We start from the raw sequence: 23,758 nt of genomic DNA, 5'->3' as shown, positions 1-23,758 counted from the left end.
TCAGTTTCCGGGCCGGGCCGGGCTTTGCGGACTGGACGGCCGCCCCACGGCAGATCGAGGGCGGGTTCGTCACGCTGCCGGGCGTGTTCTCGGCCGACGGGATCGACCCCGGGTCGCGGATGCTGGCCGCGCATCTGCCCGCGACGCTGGGCAGGACGGTGGTCGATCTCGGGGGGGGCTGGGGATACCTCGGCGCCCGCGCGCTGGAGCGTGCGGAGATAGAGCGCCTGCATCTTGTCGAGGCCGATCACGACGCGCTGGATTGCGCGCGCCGGAACGTGCCCGACCCGCGCCTGCGCCTGCACTGGGAGAACGCGACGCGCTGGCACGCGCCGGCGCCGGTGGACAGCGTCATCATGAACCCGCCTTTCCATTCGGGGCGCGCGCCCGACCCGGCGATGGGCGCGGCCTTCATCCGCGCGGCGGCGGCGATGTTGACGCCGGGCGGGCAGCTCTGGATGGTCGGCAACCGGCACCTGCCCTACGAGCCGGTGCTGGCCGAGCATTTCGCCCGGTCCGAGGAAGTGGCAGGGGATACCCGCTTCAAGATACTGCATGCCGCGCGCCCGTCTCGCCTCCGGCGCCGGGATGCCCTAGGCTGACCACTGCGGCAGATCGACGGGAGGTTCGCGCATGTCCTTTTCCATCAGCGGCAAGACCGCCATCGTCACGGGCGGGGCCAACGGAATCGGGTTGGCCATCGGGCGGCATTTCGCCGACAGGGGCGCGAACGTGATGTTCGCCGACATGGACGAGAACCGCCTGAAAAGCGAGCTGGGCAAGGCGCCGGAAGACGGCAACATCCGTTATTTCGCCGGCGACCTGCGCGAGAAGCTGACACAGGCGAACCTGCTGTCGGCCACGATCGACGCCTTCGACCGGGTGGATATCCTTGTCAATGCCTCGCGGCAGGTGGTTGCATCGGACCCGCTCAACCCGGATGACGACGCGGTCGAGATGCTGTTGCAGCAGAACCTGCTGACCGCGCTGCGGCTGAGCCAGCAGGTCGCGCAACGGATGATCAAGCAGGCCGACGGGCAGACCGATAGGTCAGCGGGCAAGATCGTGAACCTGTCGTCCATCGCCGCGCGGCGCACCCATCCGGACCTGATGGCCTATTCGGTGGCGGCCGCGGCGCTGGACCAGATGACGCGCAGCCTTGCCGTGGTTCTGGCGCCGCACCGGATCAGGGTGAACGCGGTCGCTTTCGGCTCGGTCATGAGCGCGTCGCTGAAGGACACGCTGCGGACCAACCGCAGCTTTCGAAGCGATATCGAGGAGCATACGCCGCTGGGGCGCATCGCGTCGCCCGCCGAGCTTGCCGAGGCCGTGCAATACCTTGCCTGTGACGGGTCCGGGTTCATGACGGGGCAGATCATGACGGTCGATGGCGGGCGCACCCTGCTTGACCCGGTGGCGGCCCCGGCGCACTAAGGAAGGGCGGCGGCGTTGTGGCGGCGAGGAAAGAGATGACTGACATGCAAGACCAGAAGGCGCGGGCCGCGGCGTGGTTCCGGCAATTGCGCGACGAGATCGTGGCGGCCTTCGAGGGGCTGGAGGACAGTCACGCAAGCGGGCCGCTGGCCGATGCCGCGCCCGGGCGCTTCGAGGTGAGCGAGACAAGCCGCAGCAGCGAGGACGGCAGCGACGCGGGCGGCGGCCTGATGAGCGTGATGCGCGGCGGGCGCGTCTTCGAGAAGGTCGGCGTCAACGTCTCGGAAGTTTACGGCACGCTGGGCGAGGCCGCGCAGCAGGCGATGGCGGCGCGCGGCGTGCCGGGGGTGGAGAGCGACCCGCGTTTCTGGGCCAGCGGCATCAGCCTTGTCGCGCACATGCAGAACCCGCATGTGCCGGCGGTGCACATGAATACCCGGATGTTCTGGACCCCGGCCGCATGGTGGTTCGGCGGCGGGTCCGACCTCAACCCGTGCATCGAGTATGACGAGGACACGGCGCATTTCCATGCCACGCAGAAGGCGTATCTGGATCCGCACGGCACCGGGGAATATCCGCGCCTGAAGGCATGGGCGGACGAGTATTTCCATATCCCGCACCGCCACCGGGCGCGGGGCGTTGGCGGCATTTTCATGGATGACCGCAACACCGGGGACTGGGAGGCGGATTTCGCGCTGATCCGGGATATCGGCCGGGCCTTCCTGCCGGCATTCGTGCCGCTTGTCGAAAGGCGCCGGGGGCAGGACTGGGACGCGGCCGACCGCGAGGCGCAGCTTGTCCATCGCGGGCTATATGCCGAGTACAACCTTGTCTACGACCGCGGCACCAAGTTCGGGCTGGCCACCGGGCACGATGCCAATGCCGTGCTGATGAGCCTGCCGCCGCTGGCCAAGTGGGTGTGACAGGGCGGCGCCTGCGCCGATCGGCATCGCAGGTTGGGAGCGTCCGGCGCCCGAGGCACCGTCATTCGCGACACGCCGAGTGGCGCCGCAATTTCGCTGGCCTGCTCATCCTTTGCGGCAGGTTGACGATTTTCAAGTTATCGCGCTTTTGCTGTGCCTTCTATAGACGCCGCGTGCTTTCGCCCCGGTGGTAACTTGCCGCCGAGGTTTGCTCCGGGCGGAACCGCGGCCTGTCGGGTTGATATGCCGGTTGGCGCAGGTGGCCTACCCGACCTCCGCGCGGGGCTTTCGGATGCGTTGGCGCGGATGTCGGGCGGCCGGGATGGCCCGTGAGGACGGTCTTGAACCGCAACGAGTCGTAAAGAACGGCGGCCCGACCGTGCGGATGGGGCAGACTGCCCCTGTCGTACGCCGTTTTGACGTCTATCTCGATGGCAGTTCTGGCGCGCATCAGGGTGAGGTCCGAATGAACGGAAAAATTGGGCTCGATGCCACCGACATACGCATCCTTGGCGCCGTGCAGAAGCACGGGCAGCTCAGCAAGACGAAACTCGCCGAGCTCGTGAACCTGTCGCCGACGCCCTGCTGGGCGCGTCTGACCCGGCTTCGGACGGCCGGTTTCATCCGCGGGTATCACGCGGATATCGCGCTGGAACGCATCGCGGACTTCACGCAGGTCATCGTGACGGTGTCGCTGGTCCATCACCGCCGATCGGATTTCGAGAAATTCGAGACCCGCATCCGCTCTGTCGACGAGGTGACCCATTGTGTCGCGACCGGCGGCGGTATGGATTACGTCATGACGGTGGTCGCGCCCAGCCTTGCCGTGTTCCAGAGGGTGATGGACGACCTGCTGGAGGCGGATCTCAACATCGACCGCTACGTCACCTATTTCGCGACTCGGCAGGTCAAGTCGGGGCAGCCCAATGTCGCCAAGCTGGCGGCGCGGCCGCGCGATTAGGGCAGCGGGTCCAAACGGTCTTCGCAGCGGATCGTAAAAGGCCCGTCAGGTCTTGTCGGACGGCGATTTCGGAACACTCTCGAACCGGCGAATCGTTAGGATCGGTACAGTCTTCAATCAGGCCACGGCGGCTGGCGCCGGTGCCGTACAAGGGTGCATGACATGAAAGAACCGCATGAGTTTGGCTTCGGCACGCAAATCCGCAAATCGCCCTTCTTCAACGCGACTGTGCGTTGGGGCGCGCAGGGGTTCTCGGTATACAACCACATGTACATTCCGCGCGATTTCGGCGATCCGGAACAGAATTTCTGGAACCTCGTGAATGACGCGATCCTCTGCGATGTCGCCGTGGAGCGACAGGTGGAGATCACGGGCCCCGACGCCGCCCGCTTCACCCAGATGCTGACACCGCGCGACCTGTCCGGCATGGCGGTCGGCCAGTGCAAGTACGTGCTCATCACGAACGCGGAGGGTGGCATACTCAATGACCCAATCCTGCTGCGGCTCGGGGAAAACCGTTTCTGGCTGTCGCTTGCCGACAGTGACGTCCTGCTCTGGGCGCAGGGGGTCGCGGTGCATTCGGGGATGGATGTCACGATCCGGGAACCGGACGTGTCGCCGCTGCAGCTTCAGGGCCCCAAATCCGGGGCGATCATGCACGCGCTTTTCGGCGATGACATCCTTGACCTGCGTTACTACTGGCTGCGCGAGGTCGAGCTGGACGGCATCCCGCTGATCGTGTCGCGCACGGGCTGGTCCAGCGAACTGGGCTACGAGATCTACCTGCGCGACGGGGATTTCGGTGACGCGCTCTGGGAGCGGATCATGGCCGTCGGCCTGCCGATGGGCCTGAAGCCCGGCCACACCTCGACCATTCGCCGGGTCGAGGGCGGGATGCTGTCGTATCACGCCGATGCCGACATCCATACGAATCCCTTCGAGCTGGGCATGGACCGGCTGGTCAACGTGGACATGGAGGCCGAGTTCATCGGCAAGTTCGCGCTGCAGCGCGTTCGCGACAACGGTGTCACCCGCAAGCAGGTCGGGCTGGTCATCGACGGGCCGCGGATGTCGGGGCCGAACACGTCCTTCTGGTCGGTCAACCATGCCGGGGAATACGTGGGCAAGGTGACGTCCGCGGTCTATTCCCCCCGCCTGGAGAAGAACATCGCGCTGGCCATGGTTTCGGTGGACTGCGCCGAACTCGGGACCGAGCTGGAAGTGGCGAGCCACTGGGGAGAGGCATCCGCGACGGTTGTCGAGCGGCCTTTCCACGACCCGCGCAAGAAGCTGGCCGTCGAAGCGGCGCCGCAGCCCCTGCAAGCCAACGCATAAGGGGCCGACCATGTCCGATCTGGCGATCGAGCTGCACTGGCAGCGCGATGAACCTGCCTTGGAGACAGGCACGTATTCGAACGCCCACACGGTGCAGTACAACAGCACCCACGAGGTACAAGCCGACGCCGCCCCTGACTGGGGCGGCGACCCCGACCACACCAACCCGGAACAGGCCCTCGCAGCGGCGTTGTCCAGTTGTCACATGATGACCTTTCTGGCCCTGTCGGCCAAGGCGGGCTGGCCGGTGGCCAGTTATCACGACCACGCGGTCGCGCATCTGGGCAAGAACGCCAGGGGGCAGATGTCGGTGACGCGGATCGATCTGAACCCGGTCGTGCGGTTCGATACAGGCTTTGCCGTCGACGCGGCAAAGCTCGGGGAAATGCAGCACCGCGCGCACCGCTATTGTTTCATCGCCAACACGCTCGCCGACAGCGTCGAAATCAACATTCTCTGAGTCCATGAAAGGAGCCACGCCGTGACAGCAAGCGATATCCTGCTGCGTGACCTCGATGATGACGGTATCCTTCGGCTTACCCTGAACGATGGCGCCCGGCGCAATGCCCTGTCGGAGGCGATGCTGGCCGAACTGGGCGCGGCCTTTGCCGAAGCCGGGGAGACCCCGTCGGTACGCGTCATCATCCTGTCGGCCGACGGCCCGGCCTTCTGTGCCGGGCATGATCTGAAGGAAATGACCGCCGGGCGCGCGGCGCCGGATCGTGGCCGGGCCTATTTCACCAAGGTCATGACGCAGTGTTCCTCGGTCATGCAGGGGATCGTCAATTGCCCCAAGCCGGTCATCGCCGAGGTTGCGGGCGTGGCGACCGCGGCCGGGTGCCAGCTGGTTGCCAGTTGCGACCTTGCCGTCGCGGCGGACACGGCGCAGTTCAGCACGCCCGGGGTTCATATCGGGCTGTTCTGTTCGACGCCGATGGTCGCCCTGTCGCGGAACGCCAGCAGCAAGCACGCGATGGAGATGCTTCTGACCGGTGACATGACGCCGGCGTCGCGCGCGGCCGAGATCGGGCTGGTCAACCGCGTCGTCACGCCGGACGAGCTGCGGGCGGAAACGCTCACGATGGCGCGGAAGATCGCGTCGAAATCCAGCATGACGCTTGCAACGGGCAAGCGTGCTTTCTATGCGCAGCGGGAAATGTCACTGTCGGACGCGTATGACTACGCGTCGCGGGTCATGGTTGACAACATGCTGGCGCACGACGCCGAAGAGGGCATCGGCGCCTTCATCGAGAAACGTGCCCCCGAGTGGCAGGATCAGTGAGCTTGATGGCGGAAAACCCCTACAATGCCGGCCTCGACCGTAATCCGGCGAACTTTCAGCCGCTCACCCCGCTGACCTTCCTGGAGCGCGCGGCCAGCGTCTTTCCGGATCATCCGGCGATCCTGCACGGGGCCTTGCGGCGAAGCTACGCGGAATTCTACGCGCGGTCGCGGCAACTGGCCTCCGCCCTGTCGGGCCGCGGGATTGGCCGCGGGGATACCGTGTCGGCGCTGCTTGCCAACACGCCGGCGATGCTGGAATGTCATTACGGTGTTCCGATGTGCGGCGCCGTGCTGCATTCGATCAACACCCGGCTGGATGCCTCGATCATCGCGTTCCAGCTCGATCACGCGATGTCGCGGGTCGTGATCGTCGACAGCGAGTTCATGCCGCTGATGCAGGAGGCGCTTGCGCTGGCCACGGTGGCGCCCCTGCTGATCCGGTACGACGACCCCGAATTCACCGGTGCGCGCGTGCCATCCGACGCGACGGACTACGACGCGTTCGTGGCCGGCGGCGACCCGGATTTCGCATGGCTGATGCCCGAGGACGAGTGGGACGCGATCTCGATCAACTACACGTCGGGCACGACGGGGGATCCCAAGGGAGTGGTGTCGCATCACCGTGGCGCTTACCTGCTGGCGCAGGGCAACGCGCTGACGAGCTCGATGGCGAAACACGCGGTCTACCTCTGGACCCTGCCGATGTTCCACTGCAATGGCTGGTGCTTTCCGTGGACACTTTCGGCCATCGCGGGCACGCATGTCTGCCTCAGGCAGGTGCGGGCCGACCAGATCTGGGCGGCGCTTGCCGATGCCGGCGTGACCCACATGTGCGGCGCCCCGATCGTGATGTCGCTGATGATCTCGGCGCCGCCCGAGGTCAAGCGCGCGCTTGACCGCCGCGTCCAGTTCTTCACCGCGGCCGCGCCGCCGCCCGAAAAGCTGCTGGCCGACATGCAGGATGCGGGTTTTGACGTGACGCATCTTTATGGCCTGACCGAGACCTACGGGCCTGCCGTCGTCAACGAATGGCACGGCCACTGGTCCGAGCTGCCGGTGACTGAACAGGCGGTCCTGAAATCGCGGCAGGGCGTTCGCTACCTGCCGCTGGAGCGGCTGGAGGTCCTGAACCCCGAAACCATGGCACCCGTCCCGCGCGACGGCGAGACGATGGGCGAGGTGATGTTCCGCGGCAACGTCGTGATGAAGGGGTATTTCCGCAATCCCGACGCCACGCGAAAGGCCTTTGCGGGCGGGTGGTTTCACTCCGGCGATCTGGGCGTCGTGCATCCGGACGGCTACATCCAACTGAAGGACCGGTCGAAGGACGTCATCATTTCCGGGGGCGAGAACATCTCCTCGATCGAGGTCGAGGAGGCGCTGTACCGTCACCCGGCCGTGGGGGTTGCCGCCGTGGTGGCGATGCCGCACGAAAAATGGGGCGAGACGCCGTGTGCCTTCATCGAACCGGTCGAGGGGCAGGCGATCAACGACGAAACCCTGCGCGACTGGTGCCGTGATCACCTCGCCGCGTACAAGGTCCCGCGCAAGTTCGTCTTCATGCCGATCCCCAGAACCTCGACCGGGAAGATCCAGAAATTCGTTCTGCGTGATCACGCCCGCGCCATCGAGGAGTGACCCGGACAAAGCCGGATGGCCGGCCCCCGGGGCCGGGGGCGCGCCATTCTTCATAGCCCTGTCGTGTCATTCCGCCGTATCGGGCCGAAAGTCGAAAACGGGAATGAAACTTGGCGGCGCCAGCGTCTGCGACAGTTGTTCCGGCGTGATCTGGCCCTGTTCGACGGGAAAGATCGCCGGTCCGGCATGACGGTGCACCAGCTTGCCCTCGATCGCGCGGACGGCGAATTCAACGGCCATGCGGCCCTGCAGCACGGGAAAATCGGTGGGGCCCGCGACGATCTTGCCGCGGTAGATGCCGCGATAGACGGCATGTGTCATGTAGTCGGACACGATTTCGACCTGGTCCGCGAGCCCGCGGGCGCGCAACAGTGAAACGGCCGCCTCGGCGGTTGGCGCGGCCCCCGCGATATAGTCGAGGTCGGGCACTTCGTTCAACGCTTCCTCGGCCAGCAGGACCTGTATCTCGCGGCCCGTGTCGCCATATTTCGTGACGGCGATCCGCGCCGCGCTGTCGGCGACTGCGGCGCGAAACCCGCGCTCCACGAACTGCACCCACCCCGCGCCCTTGGGGCCGGGAAACCACGCGACCTTGACAGGGGCGCTGCCCCTTGGATGGCGCTTGGCGATCACACGGCCGGCGGCCGCGCCCATTTCTGTCCATGAAACACCGACCTTGGCGACGATTCCGGGGTCGGCGATGTCATTCACCGCCGCGACAACGGGGATTTCGCGGGATATTTCCACGACGGTTTTTGTCATGGCGTCGAAGGCGACCGTGCCCAGAACCAGCGCGTCCGCCCCGTCGGCGACACAGTCGGTCACCTGTTGGCGCTGCCGTTCGAGATTGGGATATCCGCCGGCCTCGACCAGTTTGAAGGCGACGCCAAGCCGGCGCGCTTCCTCGACCATGCCGTGATTGACGCTGAGCCAGTACGCGTCCTTCATGTGGGGATAGGCCACGCAGAGCGTCCATTGCCGCTGCGCCCGGTCGAGCGGCGTGTAGTCAACCGTGTCCTGCGCCGAGCCATAGTCGAACGGCACACGGGGCACCTGCAATCGCCAGCTTTCGGCCCTGGCGGTGCCGGCTGCCGCGATCAGAAAAACGAGGGCAATCCACCGCATGGTTGCTATGGTACCATGAAATCGGCGGCTGTTGAGTGTTTTCGAGCCTGATCGGGCCGAAAAGTGCAGGAGGGCAGAACATGTTGGGAAAGCTGGGTCTGCGCGGGAAACTCCTGCTGGCCTTCGCGCTTATCGCGGGGCTTCCGACGCTGGCGGGTTTCCTTGGCCTTGTCGAGCTTCGGGGCCTCGCGCGGAGCCAGTCGGAAGTCATCCGCCAGACGATTCCGGCGATCGCGGACGTGCGCGGCATCGCCGAGGAAAGCACGCGGATCATCGCGGTCGCCCCGCGTCTGGCCGAGGTCGATACCCAGTCCGACCGCCGCACGCTGGCGCGCGACCTGTCCCAACAGGTCGCCGCGTTGGCCGGGCGCCTCGAACGGCTCGAACTGGAACGCGGTGCGCGGATCGGCCCCCTGCGCGCCGCCGTGTCGCAGGTGGAAGAGGCGGTTTCCACCCTCGACGCCCTGGTCGAGGAACGAATCGCGGCGCGTGCCGTGTTCAGGGAACGCGTCGGGCGTGACCTGCAATCGGCAACGACGCTGCTCGACATGGCAGACACGCTGGTCGCGAACGCGGAAATGGCGACCACGGCAGTGATTTCGAGCCTTTACGGCGGGACGAATATCGGCCTTGAGGGCGCGGGCACGGTCGATGCGCTCGACAAGCTGCTGGAGGTCGATCTTTTCCAGCTCAGCCTGATGTTCGAGCTGCGGTCGCGGACGGCCGAGGTGGGCCTGCTGATCAACCGGATCGACGAAGCCGCCACGCTTGAGGAACTGGACGCGATCGAGGCGGCGTTCATGACCGAGCTTGCCGTGGTGTCCCGGCGCATCGCCGCGATCCGCGATCCCGGCCGCTTGCAGCAGGCCGAACAGCACCTGGCCGAGCTTCAGTCGGTTACCGCCGACGATGTCAACCTTTTCGATCTGCAAGCGCGTATCCTGACCGCGGGCAACCGTATCCGCGCGCTGAAGCAGGCCCTGCAGGATGCCGCCCTCCGTCTGGGCGGGGAAGCTGCGCAGGTTGCGGATCAGGCACAGGACGTGGCCATCGGGTCGGCCGAGATCTTCGCCCGGGAGATGTGGCGGGCCCAGACAAGCAGCGGACTTGCGGCGCTTGCGGGGCTGGTACTGGCCTTGGCGGTTCTCTGGTTCTTCGTGCGCGGGCATATCACGCGGCGGCTCGACAGGCTCCACGGGGCCATGACCGCGCTGGCGACCGGTGACCTTGATCGCCTGATACGGCCGAAGGGCGTTGACGAGATCGCCCGCATGGAAGAGGCCACCGAGGTTTTTCGCCAACAGGCGATCGCCAAGGATGAGCTGGAGAAACAACGCGACCGCGACGAAAAGGAGCTGCTGGAACACCGCAACAACCTGCAGCGCATGGTGTCGGAACAGACGGAACGGCTTCGACAGGAAGTCGCCGCCCATGACAAGGCCCGCCGCGAAGCCGAGGCGGCGGATCGTGCCAAATCGGAATTCCTGGCGATGATGAGCCACGAGATCAGGACGCCGATGAACGGGATGCTGGGGTTGCTGCGGAGCCTGGGCGAGGACCGGCTGGCCCCCGAACAGCGCCATCACCTGAGCGCGGCGCAGGCGTCCGGCCAGAACCTGCTGCAAATCCTCAACGACATTCTCGATTATTCAAAGATCGAGAAAGGTGGTGTCCGGGCCGTGAACAGCACGTTTTCACTGCAGGAACTGGTGAGCGATATCATGGCCCTGATGCGGCCGAGCGCCGAGGCCAAGGGCATAAACCTGTTGCTGGACGTGCCGGATGATATCGTCGATGTCGTCCGGGGCGACGTCGCCAAGATGCGCCAGATCCTCTTCAACCTCTTGTCGAATGCGCTGAAGTTCACCGACGAGGGCGAAGTGATCCTCAGGCTGCGCGCGGGGGCGAGGGGCGGCGCGACCCACCGTGTCGTCTTCGAGGTGAGCGACACGGGCCGCGGGGTATCGGAGGACGCGAGGGCGCGGGTTTTCGAGGCGTTCGAACAGGAGGACAGCGAAACTGGCGGCAGGTTCGGCGGCACGGGCCTCGGGCTGGCGATAAGCAAGCGTTTCGCGGATGCGATCGGTGCCAGCCTGACATTGGAAAGTACACGCGGCATCGGGTCGGTTTTCACGCTGGCGGTCGATCTCAGGGCGGGCGACCCGAGGGATCTGGTGGCGCGTGAAAGCAACGATTCCATCGCCCGCGCCGATACCGCGCTCGATATCCTCGTGGTCGAGGATAACGAGATAAACCAGATGGTGGCGCGCGGCTATCTCGAACGCATGGGGCATCGGTGCCGCTGTCTGTCCGACGCGGAAGCTGCCCTCGCGCTTCTGCGCGACCGGGCTTTCGACGTGGTGCTGATGGATGTGAACCTGCCGGGGCTGACCGGTACGGAGGCGACGCGGCTGATCCGCGGGGGGGATGGCGCATTTCGCGCGGATATCCCGATCATCGGGATCTCGGCACATGTGCAGGACGAACAGATAGCGGCGCTGTTCGACGCCGGGATGAACGGGTTCGTTGCCAAACCGGTGTCGCCGGAACGGCTGGCGCAAGCGCTGGACAGCGTTCTGCGGGGCAATGACGGCGACGTTTTCCTGTCCCAGCGGTCAACCGGGGTCAAGGCGGTTTCGCGGGTGTCCAGCATCGAGGCCGCGTTGCGCCAGAACATCGCGGATTTCGGATTGTCCCGTACCCGCGAAATCGCCACGCTTTTCATGGACCGCGTCGCGGAGGAGCAGCGCGGCATGGAGCACGCCCTCGCAGCCGAGGACTGGCAGGAGCTGCGCAAGGCGGCGCATCGGATGAAGGGCACCGTCGGCAATTTCGACCAGCGTGACGTGGTGCACCTGTTGGAAAAGCTGGAGGCGAGCGCCCACTCCGGACATGGCGAAGCGACGGGCAGGCTGTTGCAGCAGTTATCGGTGATCGTGCCGCAATTGCGCGATGCGACGGCGACGGCGCTGCGTCAGCTTGATCCGGTCAGTTCACATGCGCCGTGAACACGTAGCCTTCGCCGTGCGCTGTCGTGATGATGGTCGGTTGACGCGGGTCCGGTTCCAGTTTCGCGCGCAAACGCCGGATCAGCACGTCGACGGTGCGCGGGTTCGTCCCGTATTGCCGGTGTGTCACCCTGTCCATCAGCGCATCGCGGCTGGCGACTTCGCCCGGCCGCGTGACCAGATGCAGCAGAACCTCGAATTCCGCGCGCGTCAGGGACACCGGCGTGCCGTCTTCCGTTTCCAGCCGGCGGGCCGTTGCATCGAACAGGTGCCCGGCGAACCTGAAGACCCGCCGTGTCGCCTGCCCGCAATTGTGCACCCGGTAGAGAAGGTTCTTGATACGCGCCAGCAGTTCGCGGCGGTTGAAGGGTTTGCAGACATAATCGTCGGCCCCCAGTTCGAGCCCGACGATCCGGTCGACCTCGTCGTCGCGGCCCGTCACGAGAATGATCCCGATATCGGATTTCGACCGCTGGTCCCGGGTGATCTGCAACCCGTCCTTGCCCGGCAGCGTGATGTCGATCAGCAGCAGGTCGACGTGTTGCGTTGACAAAACGGCCTCGGCCGCCTCTGCCGTCTCGGCTTCGGAAACACTGTATCCCTGCGCGTCGAGATAGCTTGTCAGCGTGGCGCGCGTGACGGGTTCGTCTTCTATGATCAGGATATGCGACATCGGACCCGGGCGTTGACCGCGTCTCTGTTAACAACGTTTAACATCAAAGTACAGCCTGTTCACCGGGCGCGTCTTACCTGTTCACATCCGGCGTGTAGGCTCGTCCCTGTCAAAGCAAGGACTTTGGCGAGTCCGAAGCCTGCCCATGAGAGAGCAGGCAAGACAACGGGGAGTAAGATTGAGATGAAAACCAATATCAAGTCCATCGCGGCGGGCGTGGCGCTGACCGCGGTCATGCCGGTTGCCGCCGCCGCGGATTCGGCGGACCCGATCATCATTCCGACGCATAACTGGTCGAGCCAGATCGTGATGAGCCATGTCGTCGGCCAGATCTTCCAATCGATGGGCAACAGTGTCGAATATGTCTCGACGGATAGCCAGGCCGTTTACGAGGCCGTGCGACTGGGCGACGTGACGCTTGAAATGGAAGTCTGGGAAGGCGCGTTCGGTCCGGCTTTCGAGACCGCGCTCGACAAGGGCGGCATTCACGATGTCGGCGATCACGACGCGGTGACCCGCGAGGACTGGTGGTATCCCATGTGGACGAAGGAAGCCTGCCCGGGCCTTCCGGACTGGGAGGCGCTGAACGACTGCGCGGCGAAGTTCGCAACGCCCGAAACCGGTGATCAGGGGCGCTTCCTGGGCGGCCCGGTTGACTGGCTCAAGCACGATCAGGAACGTGTCGAGGCGCTCGAAATGGATTTCGTCGTCGTGAACGCGGGATCGGCCGCGGCGCTGTGGGCCGAGGTCGCGGCGGCCGAGCGCAGCAAGAAGCCGGTCGTGATCTTCAACTGGACCCCCAATTTCGTGGAGGCCGTCTGGCCGGGTGAATTCGTGGAATTCCCGGCCTATTTCGAAGGCTGCAAGGATGACGCTTCCCTCGGGCCGAACCCTGACGCCACCTACGATTGCGGCAATCCGGCCGACGGGTACCTCAAGAAAGCCGCGTGGGACGGCATGGAAGAAAAATGGCCGGATGCTTATGCGGTCCTTGAGAATATCAGCTTCACCAATCCGCAGATCGCGGAAATGGCCAAGCTGGTCGATGTCGACGAGTTGGAGCCCGAGGATGCCGCGACAGAGTGGCTGGAGCAGAACGAGGATGTCTGGCAGCCGTGGGTCGAAGGCATGATGTGACCCCTCCCTGAACGGATCATTTGGCCGCCCCGGTGTCCGGCCGGGGCGGTCGGTTGCCCTTTCACAGGAGTTTTACGCATGTCTGACCATGACACCGTTATTTCATGCCGGCATGTCTGGAAACTGTTCGGCCCGACGCCCGAGACGTTTCTGGCGGGCCTGAGCCCCGATGCAGGCTTCGACGAAATCCGGGCGGCAGGTTATGTGCCGGCAGTTCGCGACGTTTCTCTGGACATCGGACGCGGCGAAATGCTGGTCATCATGGGGTTGTCCGGCTCGGGGAAATCGACGCTGGTGCGGTGCATGTCCCGCCTGATCGAGATCACCGGTGGTGACGTCTCCATCGAGGGACAGACAATCGGCGACCTTTCCGAGAAAGACCTGATCGACCTGCGCCGGAACAAGATGGGCATGGTTTTCCAGAGCTTCGGCTTGCTGCCGCACCGCACGGTCCTCGACAATGTCGCCTTCCCGCTGGAAATGCGCGGTCAGGATGTCCATGCCCGCCGCGCCCGCGCGATGGAGATGATCAAGCTGGTGGGGCTCGATGGACGCGAGGACTATTTCCCGCGCGAATTGTCCGGCGGTCAGCAGCAGCGCGTGGGCATTGCCCGAAGCCTCGCGATCGAACCCGATATATGGTTTCTCGACGAGCCCTTTTCGGCGCTCGACCCGCTGATCCGCCGCGAGATGCAGGACGAGTTCCTGCGGCTTCAGGACATGCTGGGCAAGACCATCGTCTTCATCACGCATGATTTCGACGAGGCGCTGCGGCTTGCCGACCGGATCGCCATCATGAAGGACGGCGCGGTGGAGCAATGCGACCGACCCGACCGGATCGTGATGGCGCCTGCCACGGATTACGTGGCGAAGTTCATCGAGGATATCGAGAAAGCGCGCGTCGTCCATGCGCGGGCAATGGCCCGTCCCGTGAACGGCCACGATCTGGCCGGTGCCCCGGTATCCGGCGACAAGACGATCGCTCAAATCGCCCGGCTGCTTGTCAATGATGACCGCGCCATGCTGCCCGTCACGGGGACGGATGGCAAGGTGGTCGGGGCGTTGGACCGCCGCGAAGCGCTGGACCTTCTGCTGGGGGGCGCGGAATGACGGCCACGGCAACCGACCTTGCAACAAGCCCCGGACCCGACGCCCGGATGCGCGTGGCGCAGATACTCCTTGCGGCGGCGGTGGCGCTCGCGCTGTCCAAGGGATTCCTGCCCGAGGCGCTGATCCGCCCGCCCGCGTGGCTGGTCTGGCCGTTCGCGGACTGGATCAATGCCTTCTTTTCCTTTCTCCGCGAAGATCTGGGACTGATCCACGCGACCCGTGCCTTCGCGGACGGTGTCGAGTGGCTGCTGAACGTGACGGCGAACCTGCTTTACGGCAAGAACCGCTGGCCCCGGATCGGCCCGATGCCGTGGACGGTGATCGCGGTGACCGTGGCGATGATCGGTTATTACCTCAATGGCTGGCGATTGGGCCTGTTCGGCGGGCTCACCTTCGTGTGGGTGTCGATCATGGGGCAGTGGGAATGGACGATGGAAACCCTTTCCGTGATCCTCGTGGCCGCGCCGTTCTCGGTGGTGCTGGGCCTTGTGATGGGTACGTTGGCGTGGCGCAGCCCGCGGTTCGAGCGGATCCTCAACCCGGTTCTCAACATCGCGCAATCCTTGCCGCATTTCGCCTACATGATCCCCGTGGTCGTCTTTATCGGGGTGGGGCCCAAGGCCGGCGCGATCGTCACCATCATATTCTCGGTGCCGCCGATGATCCGGATGACGCTTCTCGGCCTCCAGAAAGTGCCCCCCGAGGTGATCGAGGCCGGGCAGATGGCGGGGGCGACACGATTGCAACTCCTGCGTCATGTCCGCATTCCGACCGCGCGGACCGAGATACTGGTCGGGGTCAATCAGGTCATCATGCAGTGTCTCGCAATGGTGGTGCTGGCCAGTTTCATCGGCATGCCGGGACTGGGGCAGAAACTGTTGCAGCTTCTGCAGGCGCTCAAGATCGGCCGGTCCATCGAGATCGGGATCACCATCGTGCTGATCGCGGTGCTGCTCGACCGCTGTTCCAAAGCATGGGCGAGCAAGCAGCCCGAGCATCTTGAAAAGGGGGTTTCCTGGCTGGTCCGTCACCGGCTGCTGGTGATCTGGGCCGGGCTCGTTGCCGTTTTCTGGGGGCTGTCGCTGGTTTTCCCCGTGTTCCACGAGATTGGCCGGCGCGAGGCGCTGAGCTTGTCAGACCCGCTCGACGCGGTCATGGACTGGATCATCATCACGATCGACCCGGTGACCCAGTGGTTGCGTTGGTTCCTGATCGTCTGGGTCCTGATCCCGCTGCGCGACGGGATGCTCTGGCTGCCGTTCTCGGCGGTGCTGGTTTTGCTGACGGCCCTCGGCTGGGGCGTGGGCGGCCGCCGGTCGGCGCTTGTCTGCCTCGCCTATTTCGGACTCATCGCGATGTCCGGATGGTGGGACCGGGCTATGATCACCGTCTACACGGTAAGTTTCTCGGTTTTCCTTGCCGCGCTCATCGGGTTCCCGCTCGGGATCTGGGGGTCGCGGAGCGACGGCAGGGCGCGGGCCGTTCTGCTGGTCTGCGACACGTTGCAGACGTTCCCCAGCTTCATCTACCTGATCCCGGTCGTGATGCTGTTCGGCGTCAATGACGTGGCCGTGGTCGGGGCTGTCGTGCTGTTCGCGGCGGTGCCGCTCATCCGTTACACGATCGAGGGGCTCCGGGGCGTTCCGTCGGCCCAGATCGAGGCCGCCGACATGTCCGGCGCCTCGCGGCGGCAGACCCTGTGGAGCGTACGATTGCCGCTTGCCCTGCCGACGATCATGGTGGGCGTCAACCAGTCGGTGATGTTCTCGCTTTTCATGGTGATCATCGCGGCGTTCATCGGCACGCAGGATCTGGGGCAGGAAATGCAGCGGGCACTGAGCTCATCGGACGTGGGCAAGGGGCTTGTGCTGGGCCTCGCCGTTGCCTTCATGGGCTTGATGGTGGACCATCTGGTGACGGTGTGGGCCCGCCGGCGGCGGCGGGCACTGGGCCTTGACGGCTGACGATAACCGAAGGGACGGCAGGGTGGCCGGACGGCCACCCTGCCAATCGTTCTGATGCGCGGCGGCGCGGCGTTCAGAGCGCTTCGAGCACCTTCTCACCGGAGCTCACTTCGCAGACGCCGGGGTTGTCCTCGGTCTCGATATGGACGACCTGTCCATCATCCACGATCATGGCATACCGCTTGGACCGGGCCAGCAGGCCGGCCGGCGGCGCATCGAAATCCATGCCGATCGCCTTGGTGAAGCTGGAATCCGCGTCGCCGAGCATGGTGATGCCGGCTGCCGTTGCGCCCGTCGTGTCGCCCCACGCGCCCATGACGAACGGATCATTGACCGCCACGCAGATCACCTCGTCCACGCCCTTGGCGGCAAGGTCGTCCTTGGTGCGGATGAAGCTGGGCAGGTGAGCGGCATGGCAGGTCGGCGTGAAGGCGCCGGGCACCGCGAAGATCACGACCTTGCGGCCTTTCGTCTTCTCGGTGAGCGATACGGGCTCGGGGCCGTCGCTGCCCATGCTCATCAGCGTTGCGTCGGGAAGTTTGTCGCCGGCGGTCAGTGTCATTGTCGTATCCTGTCTTTCAATTGCGTTCCGCGTGGGCGTAAATATAGGATCGGTGCCAGCAGGGTGCCATGGAAAACCGGAGGCGCGGATGCAATCCATTGTCGTGATCGGGGCCGGGCAGGCGGGCAGTTCGCTTGTCGCGAAGCTGCGGACGCTGGGCTTTACCGGCAAGGTGACGCTCATCGGGGAGGAACATGTGCCACCCTATCAGCGCCCGCCCCTGTCCAAGCAGTACCTGCTGGGGGAAATGGCGTTGGAACGGCTCTTCCTGCGGCCCGAGAGCTTCTACGCGGAGAACCACATCGACCTTCACCTCGACGAGACGGTGACGGCCGTCGACCGGGCCGACAAGGTGGTGATCACGGGCGGCCGGCAGGTGCCGTATGACCAGCTTGTCTTCACGACAGGATCGGTGCCGCGGCGTCTGCCCGGCGCGATCGGCGGCGAACTGGACGGCGTGCATGTGGTGCGGGAGCTCAAGGACGTGGACACCATGGCCCCCGAATTCGAACCCGGGCGCCACGTGCTGATCGTCGGCGGTGGCTATATCGGGCTCGAGGCGGCGGCGGTCGCGGCCAAGAAAGGGCTGAAAGTGACCATCGTGGAAATGGCCGACCGGATATTGCAACGCGTGGCCGCCAGCGAGACAGCGGATTACTTTCGCAAGCTGCATCAGCGGCACGGCGTGGAGATCCGCGAAGGCGTGGGGCTTGCGCGGCTCGATGGCGAAAAACGGGTTCAGGGCGCGCGCCTGTCGGACGGCAGCGAACTGGACGTCGATTTCGTGATCGTCGGAATCGGTATCAGCCCGGCCACGTCGCTGGCCGAGGCGGCGGGCCTCGAGATAGAGAACGGGATCAAGGTGGATCGCCACGGCCGGACGAGCGATCCCGACATCTGGGCCGCGGGCGATTGCGCGTCTTTCCCGCTGGGGGACGCGCGGCTCAGGCTGGAAAGCGTGCCGAACGCCATCGACATGGCCGAAGGCGTGGCCGGGAACATCATGGGCGCGGAAAAGGATTACGTCCCCAAACCCTGGTTCTGGTCGGACCAGTACGACGTGAAACTGCAGATCGCGGGGCTCAATACGGGGTATGACCGGGTCGTGACCCGGCAGGGCGAGAGCGGCGTTTCCTTCTGGTATTTCAAGGGCGACACGCTGCTTGCCGTGGATGCGGCGAATGACGCGCGCGCCTACATGGTGGGCAAGCGTCTCATAGACAGCGGCAAAACCGCCGACCCGGCGGTGGTGGCGGACCCCGACAGCGATCTCAAGGGCTTGCTGAAGGCGTGAGGATCGTCGGCGGCACGCTTCGGGGCCGGCGGCTGGCCAGCCTTGGCAAGGGCGACGAGGCCGCGCGCCTGCGGCCCACGTCGGACCGCGTGCGCGAGAGCCTGTTCAACATGCTGATGAGCGCGCATGGCGACGTCGTGGCGGGCGCGCACGTTCTGGATCTTTTCGCCGGCACGGGGGCCTTGGGCCTCGAGGCCCTGTCACGCGGGGCGGGCAGGGCGGTTTTCGTCGAAAACGGCCGCAAGGCCTTGGCGGTGCTGCGCGAAAACATCGCGCTGTGCGAGGTGCGGGAACGCGCACAGGTGCTGGCGCGTGATGCGCGTCGGCCGGGCAAGACCCCAGACGGGGTGTTCGATCTGGTCTTCCTCGACCCGCCCTATGGCAAGGGCTTGGGCGAGGCCGCGCTGCAAGCTGCGCAGGCGGGCGGATGGCTGGCGGATGACGCGCTTATTGTCTGGGAAGAAGGCAGGGCCATCACCCCGCCCGCCGGGATGCACCTGCTGGACCAGCGACGCTACGGCGACACGGTCATATCGATCCTGCGCCGGCAGGCGGCCCCGGCCTGACACGCGATCGGGCCCCGCGGGATCAGGGCCGCATCAAGTCGGGCAAATCACCTGTCAGGCCCGCCGCCTCGCGGATGAAGCCGCGGCGCAGACCGGGCATGGCGTTGACCGCGCCCATGCCGATGTCCCGCGCGAGCCGTAGACAAGGATTGTCGTTGGAAAACAGCCTGTTCGTCAGATCCGTGGCCGCGGCCAAGGTGGCGGTGTCGAACCGGCGCCACTGCTGGTACCGCGCCAGCACATCCGGTGCCGCGATATCCTCGCCCCGGCGGCGGGCGTCCGTCAGGACCTGTGCGAGCGCTGCGACATCGCGAAGCCCGGCGTTGAGCCCCTGCCCGGCAATCGGGTGCACCCCGTGGGCCGCATCGCCCACCAGCGCCAGCCGGTCGGACACGAAGCTGTTCGCGAGGCTGAGCCCGAGCGGATAGGCAAAGCGCTTGCCCCGCAGCCGGATGTCCCCGAGGAAATCGCCGAAGCGCGGGCGCAGCACGGTCATGAAATCGGCGTCGGACAGCGCCATGAAGCGGGCGGCGGTTTCGTCGGTCTCGCTCCAGACGATGGAGCTCACGTTGCCGGGCAGCGGCAGGATGGCCAGCGGGCCCGGTGGCATGAAGAACTGGTGCGCGATCCCGTCATGGGGCCGATCGTGTTCGATTGCCGCGACAAGCGCCGTCTGCCCGTAGCCCCAGCCGGTGCGCCGTATGCCGGCCCGTGCCGCGGTGCCGGACCGGCGGCCGTCGCATCCGACAAGCATCCGCGTCGTGAGCGTCCTTCCCGAGGCAAGGCGCAGGGTCACGGCCGCTTGGCCCGGCTCCTGTGCGATGACGCTGTCGGTGATCCGGGTGATCCGGTCCTTGGCGGCCATCGCGTCCAGAAACGCGCGGCGCAGGAACCTGTCTTCCAGCATGTGCCCCATCGGCCCTTCCTCGATCTCGGCATGATCGAAGTGCAGGAAAAACGGGGAAGGACCCTTGCCCGCGTGGCCGTCGGACACCTTGATCTCCAGCATCGGCTGCGCCTTTTCGGCGACCTGCGGCCAGATGCCCGTATTTGTCAGGAGCCGCACAGACCCGAGCGCGAGGGCATAGGCACGACCGTCGAAAGCCGCGTTCTTGCGCACCTTTTCCGCAAGGGCGTCCACGATCGTGACGCTGAATCCCGCTTGGGCCAGCGCCAGCGCGAGCGCGGGGCCGTTGAGCCCGCCGCCGACGATGACGATATCGCTGTCTTGTTCCATGTCGCGCAATATGGCGGCTCTTGCGGGATTGTCCATGTGGCACGGTGCCGTTACCTTCGGCCACGGCAAGAATTTGCGGGAGGACGGGCATGATTGACTGGCTAGGCATGAGCGCGGCCGATCTGGGCCGGGCGATCGGGCGCGGCGAGATCGACCCGGTGGCGCTGACCGAGCGTTTCCTGGCGGCGATCGACGCGCATGAATCCCGGGACCGCATTTACGCGGCGGTCACGCGTGACCGCGCAATGGCCGAGGCCGACGCGGCCGCGGCCCGGGCCCGCGCAGGGCAGCGGCTCGGACCGCTCGATGGCGTCCCTGTCAGCTGGAAGGACCTGTTCGACAGCGCCGGAACGGCGACGCAAGCGGGAAGCGCCCTGCTGGAAGGCCGGGTTCCCAGCGCGGATGCCGACGTCCTGCGGAACGCCTCGATGGCCGGCATGGTCTGTCTGGGCAAGACGCACATGAGCGAGCTGGCGTTTTCCGGCCTCGGTCTGAACCCGGTCACGGCGACGCCGCCCTGCGTGAACGATGCGCGCGCGGTGCCCGGCGGGTCCTCGTCCGGGGCGGCGGCCAGCGTGGCTTTTGATCTGGCGGCGGGCGCGATCGGCAGTGATACCGGCGGGTCAGTGCGCATCCCCGCCGCGTGGAACGACCTTGTCGGTCTCAAGACGACCGCCGGGCGGCTGTCACTCGACGGGGTCGTGCCCTTGGCGGAGAAGTTCGACACGGTCGGCCCGCTGTGCCGCAGCGTGGAAGATGCCGCGCTGCTGCTGGCCGCGCTCGAAGGTGGGGCCGCGCCCGACCTCGGCGGTGCATCCCTGCGCGGGCGGCGGTTCGCGGCATTGCAGACGGTGGTTCTGGACGACATCCGCGAAGCGCCCGCGGCGGCCTATCTGGATGCTGTCGCGCGCCTCAGGGACGCGGGCGCGGTGGTGGAGGAGATCGACGCGCCCGAAGTGGCCGACGCGATGCCGATGTCGGGCATACTCTATACAGCGGAGGCATATGGTATCTGGCGCGACACGATCGAGGCCGCGCCCGACAAGATGTTCGCCCCCATCCGTGAACGCTTTCGTGGCGGCCGCGACGTGAGCGCCCCCGACTACGTCGCCGCGTGGCGGAAGCTGGCGGAGCTGCGCAAGGCGTGGCGCGCCCGCGTGGCGGGTTTCGACGCGGTGTTGATGCCGACGGCCCCGAACCTGCCGCCCGATGCCGATCGGCTGATGCGGGACGAGGACTATTACGTGACCGAGAACTTGCTGACCCTGCGCAATACCCGCGTTGGCAACCTGATGGGGCTTTGCGCCGTCAGCCTGCCGACCGGTACGCCCAGTTGTGGCCTGACGCTGTGCGGGCGGCCGGGCGCGGAGGAAAGCCTGCTGAGATTGGCCGCCGCGTCGGAGCCGGTATTGCGGTGATCCCGGCGGCACGCAGTCGGCGTAACGGTCGTCGGGCTGCCGCCGAGGATTGCCAAAAATGCCACATTCCTCGTGTCAAGTCCTTGGTTTTTCTGGACCTGACGTCGCCGCTTGGGTAAGTTTGCGGGAAACGGGGCGCGAATGATCCCGAACCTTGAGGCAGTCACAGATGTTTCCCGAGCGGTTCTCGAACCTACCGGAATATGCGTTTCCGCGTCTGCGGGCTTTGCTGGATCAGCATGAGCCCGGTGCAGACGTGGTGCACATGACCATCGGCGAGCCCAAGCACGCCTTCCCGGACTGGATCACGCGGATCATCGCCGACAACGCCGACGGGTTCGGCACATACCCGGTGAACGAGGGCTGCCCGCCATTGCTCGATGCCATCACCGGCTGGATCACGCGGCGCTATGGCGTGACGCTTGATCCCCGGTCGAACGTCATGGCGCTCAATGGCACGCGGGAGGGGCTGTACAACGCGATGATGGCGCTGTGCCCCGAAACCAAGCGGGGCGGGCGCCCAAAGGTGTTGATCCCCAACCCGTTCTACCAAGTCTACATGGTGGCCGCGCTCAGCGTGGGCGCGGAACCGGTTTTCCTGCCGGCCGTGCAAGAAACCGGGCACTTGCCGGATTTTTCCGCTGTATCCCCGGAAGTGCTCGACCGCACGGCGGTCGTGTATTTGTGCTCCCCGTCCAATCCGCAGGGCGCGGTGGCCGGGCGCGATTACTGGCGCGCGTTGATCGGGCTGGCGGAGAAACACGATTTCAAGGTGTTCGCGGATGAGTGCTATTCCGAGATTTACCGCGACGCCCCCCCGCCGGGCGCGTTGCAGGTCGCGCGTGACATGGGCGCGGATCCGGAGCGCGTGGTGGTCTTTCACAGTCTTTCCAAGCGGTCGAACCTGCCCGGGTTGCGCAGCGGTTTCGTGGCCGGCGGCCCGCAGAGCATCGCGCGGATGAAACAATTGCGCGCGTATGCCGGGGCCCCCTTGCCCATGCCGTTGCAGCACGCGGCCGCCGCCGTCTGGTCTGACGAGGCGCATGTCGAGCAGAACCGCGCGCTTTACCGCGAAAAATACCGGCTGGCTGACGAGATCATGGAAAACGTGGCCGGGTACGAAAGCCCAAAAGCCGGTTTCTTCCTGTGGCTGCCCGTGGCGGATGGCGAGGCGGCAAGCCTGAAGCTGTGGCGTGAAACCGGCGTTCGCGTGCTGCCCGGCGCCTATCTCAGCCGTGAAGCCGACGGCGTGAGCCCGGGAAAAGAGTACATAAGGGCCGCGATGGTGGCCCCAAAAGAAGAGATGGCGCGCGGGCTGACGCGGCTGCGCGACTGTCTGTACGGTTGATTGAGGACGAGGACCAAGATGGCATACCAGACACGCGGGCGTGAACCGTTGCTTGACAGCTCCATGGCCGAGGCGGTCGAGAAGCGCGGCAAGGAACTGCTGGGCCTGCTGCTGCTGGCCGTGGCGGCGATGGCGGCGGCGATGATCGTTTCGTACCACCCCGATGACCCGAGCTGGATGTCGGCGACCGATGCGCCCGTGCGGAACTGGTTGGGACATACCGGCGCCTCGATTGCCGCGCCCCTGTTCATGATCGTCGGCTGGGGGGCTTGGGGCTTTGCCGTTGTTCCGGCCGCCTGGGGCGTCCGCTTTGCCCTGCACCGGGGTGAGGACCGCGCGGTCAACCGGTTGATCATCGTCCCCGTCTGGGTGGCGCTTTTGTCGCTCTATACCTCGTCGCTGACCCCCGGCGAAAGCTGGGCGGCGACACACAGTTTCGGCCTCGGCGGTCTTTTCGGGGATACCGTTCTGGGTACCCTGCTCGGGGTTCTGCCGGTCGGCGCGGCGCTTGGCCTCAAGCTGATGTCGATCGTCCTTGGTCTTGCGATGATCGGTCTGGGGGCCTTCGTTCTGGGGTTCACGCGGGCCGAACTGCGCCAGGTCGGTCGGTTCCTTCTGATCGGGCTGATCATGAGCTATGCCGCCGCGCGGGCGCTCACCGGCCGTGGTGCAAGCGGTGCCGCGCAGGCGGCCCGAGGGCTTCAGGCCCGAACGGCGGAACGGCGCGCACGCAGGGCCGAC

Annotated in this window: 21 protein-coding genes; 17 read left to right on the top strand and 4 right to left on the bottom strand. The window is 65.8% G+C overall.

Annotated elements, in window-relative coordinates:
* The 8 genes from ACH107_RS16470 to ACH107_RS16435 form a co-directional block, all read left to right on the top strand.
* The coding region (locus tag ACH107_RS16470) for a class I SAM-dependent methyltransferase (RefSeq protein ID WP_412506777.1) at positions 1 to 602 on the top strand (602 nt) is incomplete at its 5' end.
* A gap of 31 nt (positions 603 to 633) precedes the next feature.
* The gene (locus tag ACH107_RS16465; protein ID WP_412506776.1) at positions 634 to 1,434 is read left to right on the top strand and encodes an SDR family NAD(P)-dependent oxidoreductase; all 801 of its coding nucleotides are present in this window, start codon (positions 634 to 636) and stop codon (positions 1,432 to 1,434) included.
* Between the two features lie 35 nt (positions 1,435 to 1,469).
* Entirely contained in the window at positions 1,470 to 2,357 is an 888-nt protein-coding gene (gene hemF, locus ACH107_RS16460; RefSeq protein WP_412506775.1) for an oxygen-dependent coproporphyrinogen oxidase, read from the top strand.
* 466 nt (positions 2,358 to 2,823) lie between these two features.
* Positions 2,824 to 3,318, top strand: coding sequence for an Lrp/AsnC family transcriptional regulator (locus ACH107_RS16455; protein WP_412506774.1), 495 nt, complete (start codon positions 2,824 to 2,826; stop codon positions 3,316 to 3,318).
* A 162-nt stretch (positions 3,319 to 3,480) separates the two neighbouring features.
* Positions 3,481 to 4,653, top strand: coding sequence for a glycine cleavage T C-terminal barrel domain-containing protein (locus ACH107_RS16450; RefSeq protein WP_412506773.1), 1,173 nt, complete (start codon positions 3,481 to 3,483; stop codon positions 4,651 to 4,653).
* 10 nt (positions 4,654 to 4,663) lie between these two features.
* Complete coding sequence (locus tag ACH107_RS16445; protein ID WP_412506772.1) at positions 4,664 to 5,113, top strand: OsmC family protein; 450 nt, start codon at positions 4,664 to 4,666, stop codon at positions 5,111 to 5,113.
* 21 nt (positions 5,114 to 5,134) lie between these two features.
* Positions 5,135 to 5,935, top strand: a complete 801-nt coding sequence (locus ACH107_RS16440) for an enoyl-CoA hydratase (RefSeq protein ID WP_412506771.1) — start codon at positions 5,135 to 5,137, stop codon at positions 5,933 to 5,935.
* 5 nt (positions 5,936 to 5,940) lie between these two features.
* Positions 5,941 to 7,575, top strand: a complete 1,635-nt coding sequence (locus ACH107_RS16435) for an acyl-CoA synthetase (protein WP_412506770.1) — start codon at positions 5,941 to 5,943, stop codon at positions 7,573 to 7,575.
* 66 nt (positions 7,576 to 7,641) lie between these two features.
* On the opposite strand, the gene torT is transcribed toward ACH107_RS16435, so the two are convergent.
* A complete protein-coding gene (gene torT, locus ACH107_RS16430) occupies positions 7,642 to 8,700 on the bottom strand; it encodes a TMAO reductase system periplasmic protein TorT (protein WP_412506769.1) in 1,059 nt (352 codons plus the stop codon).
* 80 nt (positions 8,701 to 8,780) lie between these two features.
* Here torT and ACH107_RS16425 point away from each other — a divergent pair, with 80 nt between their 5' ends.
* Positions 8,781 to 11,708 (top strand): response regulator, encoded by a 2,928-nt coding sequence (locus ACH107_RS16425; RefSeq protein WP_412506768.1) that lies wholly within the window; start codon positions 8,781 to 8,783, stop codon positions 11,706 to 11,708.
* On the opposite strand, the gene ACH107_RS16420 is transcribed toward ACH107_RS16425, so the two are convergent.
* The gene (locus ACH107_RS16420) at positions 11,689 to 12,381 is read right to left on the bottom strand and encodes a response regulator (protein ID WP_412506767.1); all 693 of its coding nucleotides are present in this window, start codon (positions 12,379 to 12,381) and stop codon (positions 11,689 to 11,691) included. The genes ACH107_RS16425 and ACH107_RS16420 overlap by 20 nt on opposite strands.
* Positions 12,382 to 12,564: 183 nt before the next feature.
* On the opposite strand from ACH107_RS16420, the gene ACH107_RS16415 reads away from it, so the two are divergent.
* From ACH107_RS16415 to ACH107_RS16405, 3 genes are all read left to right on the top strand, one after another.
* Positions 12,565 to 13,518 carry an ABC transporter substrate-binding protein gene (locus ACH107_RS16415; protein WP_412506766.1) on the top strand — a complete coding sequence of 318 codons (954 nt, stop codon included), beginning with the start codon at positions 12,565 to 12,567 and terminating at the stop codon, positions 13,516 to 13,518.
* Positions 13,519 to 13,596: 78 nt separating this feature from the next.
* Positions 13,597 to 14,628 (top strand): quaternary amine ABC transporter ATP-binding protein, encoded by a 1,032-nt coding sequence (locus ACH107_RS16410; protein ID WP_412506765.1) that lies wholly within the window; start codon positions 13,597 to 13,599, stop codon positions 14,626 to 14,628.
* Positions 14,625 to 16,592: an ABC transporter permease gene (locus tag ACH107_RS16405; RefSeq protein WP_412506764.1), complete on the top strand. Its 1,968-nt coding sequence runs from the start codon at positions 14,625 to 14,627 to the stop codon at positions 16,590 to 16,592. The genes ACH107_RS16410 and ACH107_RS16405 overlap by 4 nt, the downstream gene beginning before the upstream one ends.
* A gap of 73 nt (positions 16,593 to 16,665) precedes the next feature.
* Here ACH107_RS16405 and ACH107_RS16400 read toward each other — a convergent pair whose 3' ends face one another.
* Positions 16,666 to 17,154, bottom strand: a complete 489-nt coding sequence (locus tag ACH107_RS16400) for a peroxiredoxin (protein WP_412506763.1) — start codon at positions 17,152 to 17,154, stop codon at positions 16,666 to 16,668.
* A gap of 88 nt (positions 17,155 to 17,242) precedes the next feature.
* On the opposite strand from ACH107_RS16400, the gene ACH107_RS16395 reads away from it, so the two are divergent.
* Positions 17,243 to 18,448, top strand: coding sequence for an NAD(P)/FAD-dependent oxidoreductase (locus ACH107_RS16395; protein ID WP_412506762.1), 1,206 nt, complete (start codon positions 17,243 to 17,245; stop codon positions 18,446 to 18,448).
* Positions 18,445 to 19,014 carry a 16S rRNA (guanine(966)-N(2))-methyltransferase RsmD gene (gene rsmD / locus ACH107_RS16390; protein ID WP_412506761.1) on the top strand — a complete coding sequence of 190 codons (570 nt, stop codon included), beginning with the start codon at positions 18,445 to 18,447 and terminating at the stop codon, positions 19,012 to 19,014. The genes ACH107_RS16395 and rsmD overlap by 4 nt, the downstream gene beginning before the upstream one ends.
* Before the next feature lie 22 nt (positions 19,015 to 19,036).
* Here rsmD and ACH107_RS16385 read toward each other — a convergent pair whose 3' ends face one another.
* Positions 19,037 to 20,287, bottom strand: a complete 1,251-nt coding sequence (locus ACH107_RS16385) for an FAD-dependent monooxygenase (RefSeq protein WP_412506760.1) — start codon at positions 20,285 to 20,287, stop codon at positions 19,037 to 19,039.
* A 53-nt stretch (positions 20,288 to 20,340) separates the two neighbouring features.
* Between ACH107_RS16385 and ACH107_RS16380 the strand changes: the two genes are divergently transcribed.
* From ACH107_RS16380 to ACH107_RS16370, 3 genes are all read left to right on the top strand, one after another.
* On the top strand, positions 20,341 to 21,669 hold the full coding sequence (locus ACH107_RS16380) for an amidase (RefSeq protein WP_412506759.1): 1,329 nt from the start codon (positions 20,341 to 20,343) through the stop codon (positions 21,667 to 21,669).
* Between the two features lie 169 nt (positions 21,670 to 21,838).
* Entirely contained in the window at positions 21,839 to 23,017 is a 1,179-nt protein-coding gene (locus ACH107_RS16375) for an aminotransferase class I/II-fold pyridoxal phosphate-dependent enzyme (RefSeq protein WP_412506778.1), read from the top strand.
* A gap of 18 nt (positions 23,018 to 23,035) precedes the next feature.
* Positions 23,036 to 23,758: DNA translocase FtsK 4TM domain-containing protein (locus ACH107_RS16370; protein WP_412506758.1), on the top strand; the 723-nt coding region annotated here is incomplete at its 3' end.

It is taken from the genome of Roseovarius halophilus (ex Wu et al. 2025) (assembly GCF_047086965.1).
Note: the sequence above shows the minus strand (reverse complement) of the source record. Positions and strands in the feature narration are given on the sequence as shown.

What these genes read in the sequence shown, in the direction of transcription:
- ACH107_RS16435 (WP_412506770.1), top strand. Translation starts at nt 5,941, where the DNA reads ATGGCGGAAAACCCCTACAATGCCGGCCTCGACCGTAATCCGGCGAAC.
- ACH107_RS16380 (WP_412506759.1), top strand. Translation starts at nt 20,341, where the DNA reads ATGATTGACTGGCTAGGCATGAGCGCGGCCGATCTGGGCCGGGCGATC.
- ACH107_RS16415 (WP_412506766.1), top strand. Translation starts at nt 12,565, where the DNA reads ATGAAAACCAATATCAAGTCCATCGCGGCGGGCGTGGCGCTGACCGCG.
- torT (WP_412506769.1), bottom strand. Translation starts at nt 8,700, where the DNA reads ATGCGGTGGATTGCCCTCGTTTTTCTGATCGCGGCAGCCGGCACCGCC.
- ACH107_RS16465 (WP_412506776.1), top strand. Translation starts at nt 634, where the DNA reads ATGTCCTTTTCCATCAGCGGCAAGACCGCCATCGTCACGGGCGGGGCC.
- ACH107_RS16410 (WP_412506765.1), top strand. Translation starts at nt 13,597, where the DNA reads ATGTCTGACCATGACACCGTTATTTCATGCCGGCATGTCTGGAAACTG.
- ACH107_RS16420 (WP_412506767.1), bottom strand. Translation starts at nt 12,381, where the DNA reads ATGTCGCATATCCTGATCATAGAAGACGAACCCGTCACGCGCGCCACG.
- ACH107_RS16400 (WP_412506763.1), bottom strand. Translation starts at nt 17,154, where the DNA reads ATGACACTGACCGCCGGCGACAAACTTCCCGACGCAACGCTGATGAGC.
- ACH107_RS16375 (WP_412506778.1), top strand. Translation starts at nt 21,839, where the DNA reads ATGTTTCCCGAGCGGTTCTCGAACCTACCGGAATATGCGTTTCCGCGT.
- ACH107_RS16385 (WP_412506760.1), bottom strand. Translation starts at nt 20,287, where the DNA reads ATGGACAATCCCGCAAGAGCCGCCATATTGCGCGACATGGAACAAGAC.
- ACH107_RS16455 (WP_412506774.1), top strand. Translation starts at nt 2,824, where the DNA reads ATGAACGGAAAAATTGGGCTCGATGCCACCGACATACGCATCCTTGGC.
- ACH107_RS16405 (WP_412506764.1), top strand. Translation starts at nt 14,625, where the DNA reads ATGACGGCCACGGCAACCGACCTTGCAACAAGCCCCGGACCCGACGCC.
- ACH107_RS16425 (WP_412506768.1), top strand. Translation starts at nt 8,781, where the DNA reads ATGTTGGGAAAGCTGGGTCTGCGCGGGAAACTCCTGCTGGCCTTCGCG.
- ACH107_RS16395 (WP_412506762.1), top strand. Translation starts at nt 17,243, where the DNA reads ATGCAATCCATTGTCGTGATCGGGGCCGGGCAGGCGGGCAGTTCGCTT.
- ACH107_RS16450 (WP_412506773.1), top strand. Translation starts at nt 3,481, where the DNA reads ATGAAAGAACCGCATGAGTTTGGCTTCGGCACGCAAATCCGCAAATCG.
- hemF (WP_412506775.1), top strand. Translation starts at nt 1,470, where the DNA reads ATGACTGACATGCAAGACCAGAAGGCGCGGGCCGCGGCGTGGTTCCGG.
- ACH107_RS16445 (WP_412506772.1), top strand. Translation starts at nt 4,664, where the DNA reads ATGTCCGATCTGGCGATCGAGCTGCACTGGCAGCGCGATGAACCTGCC.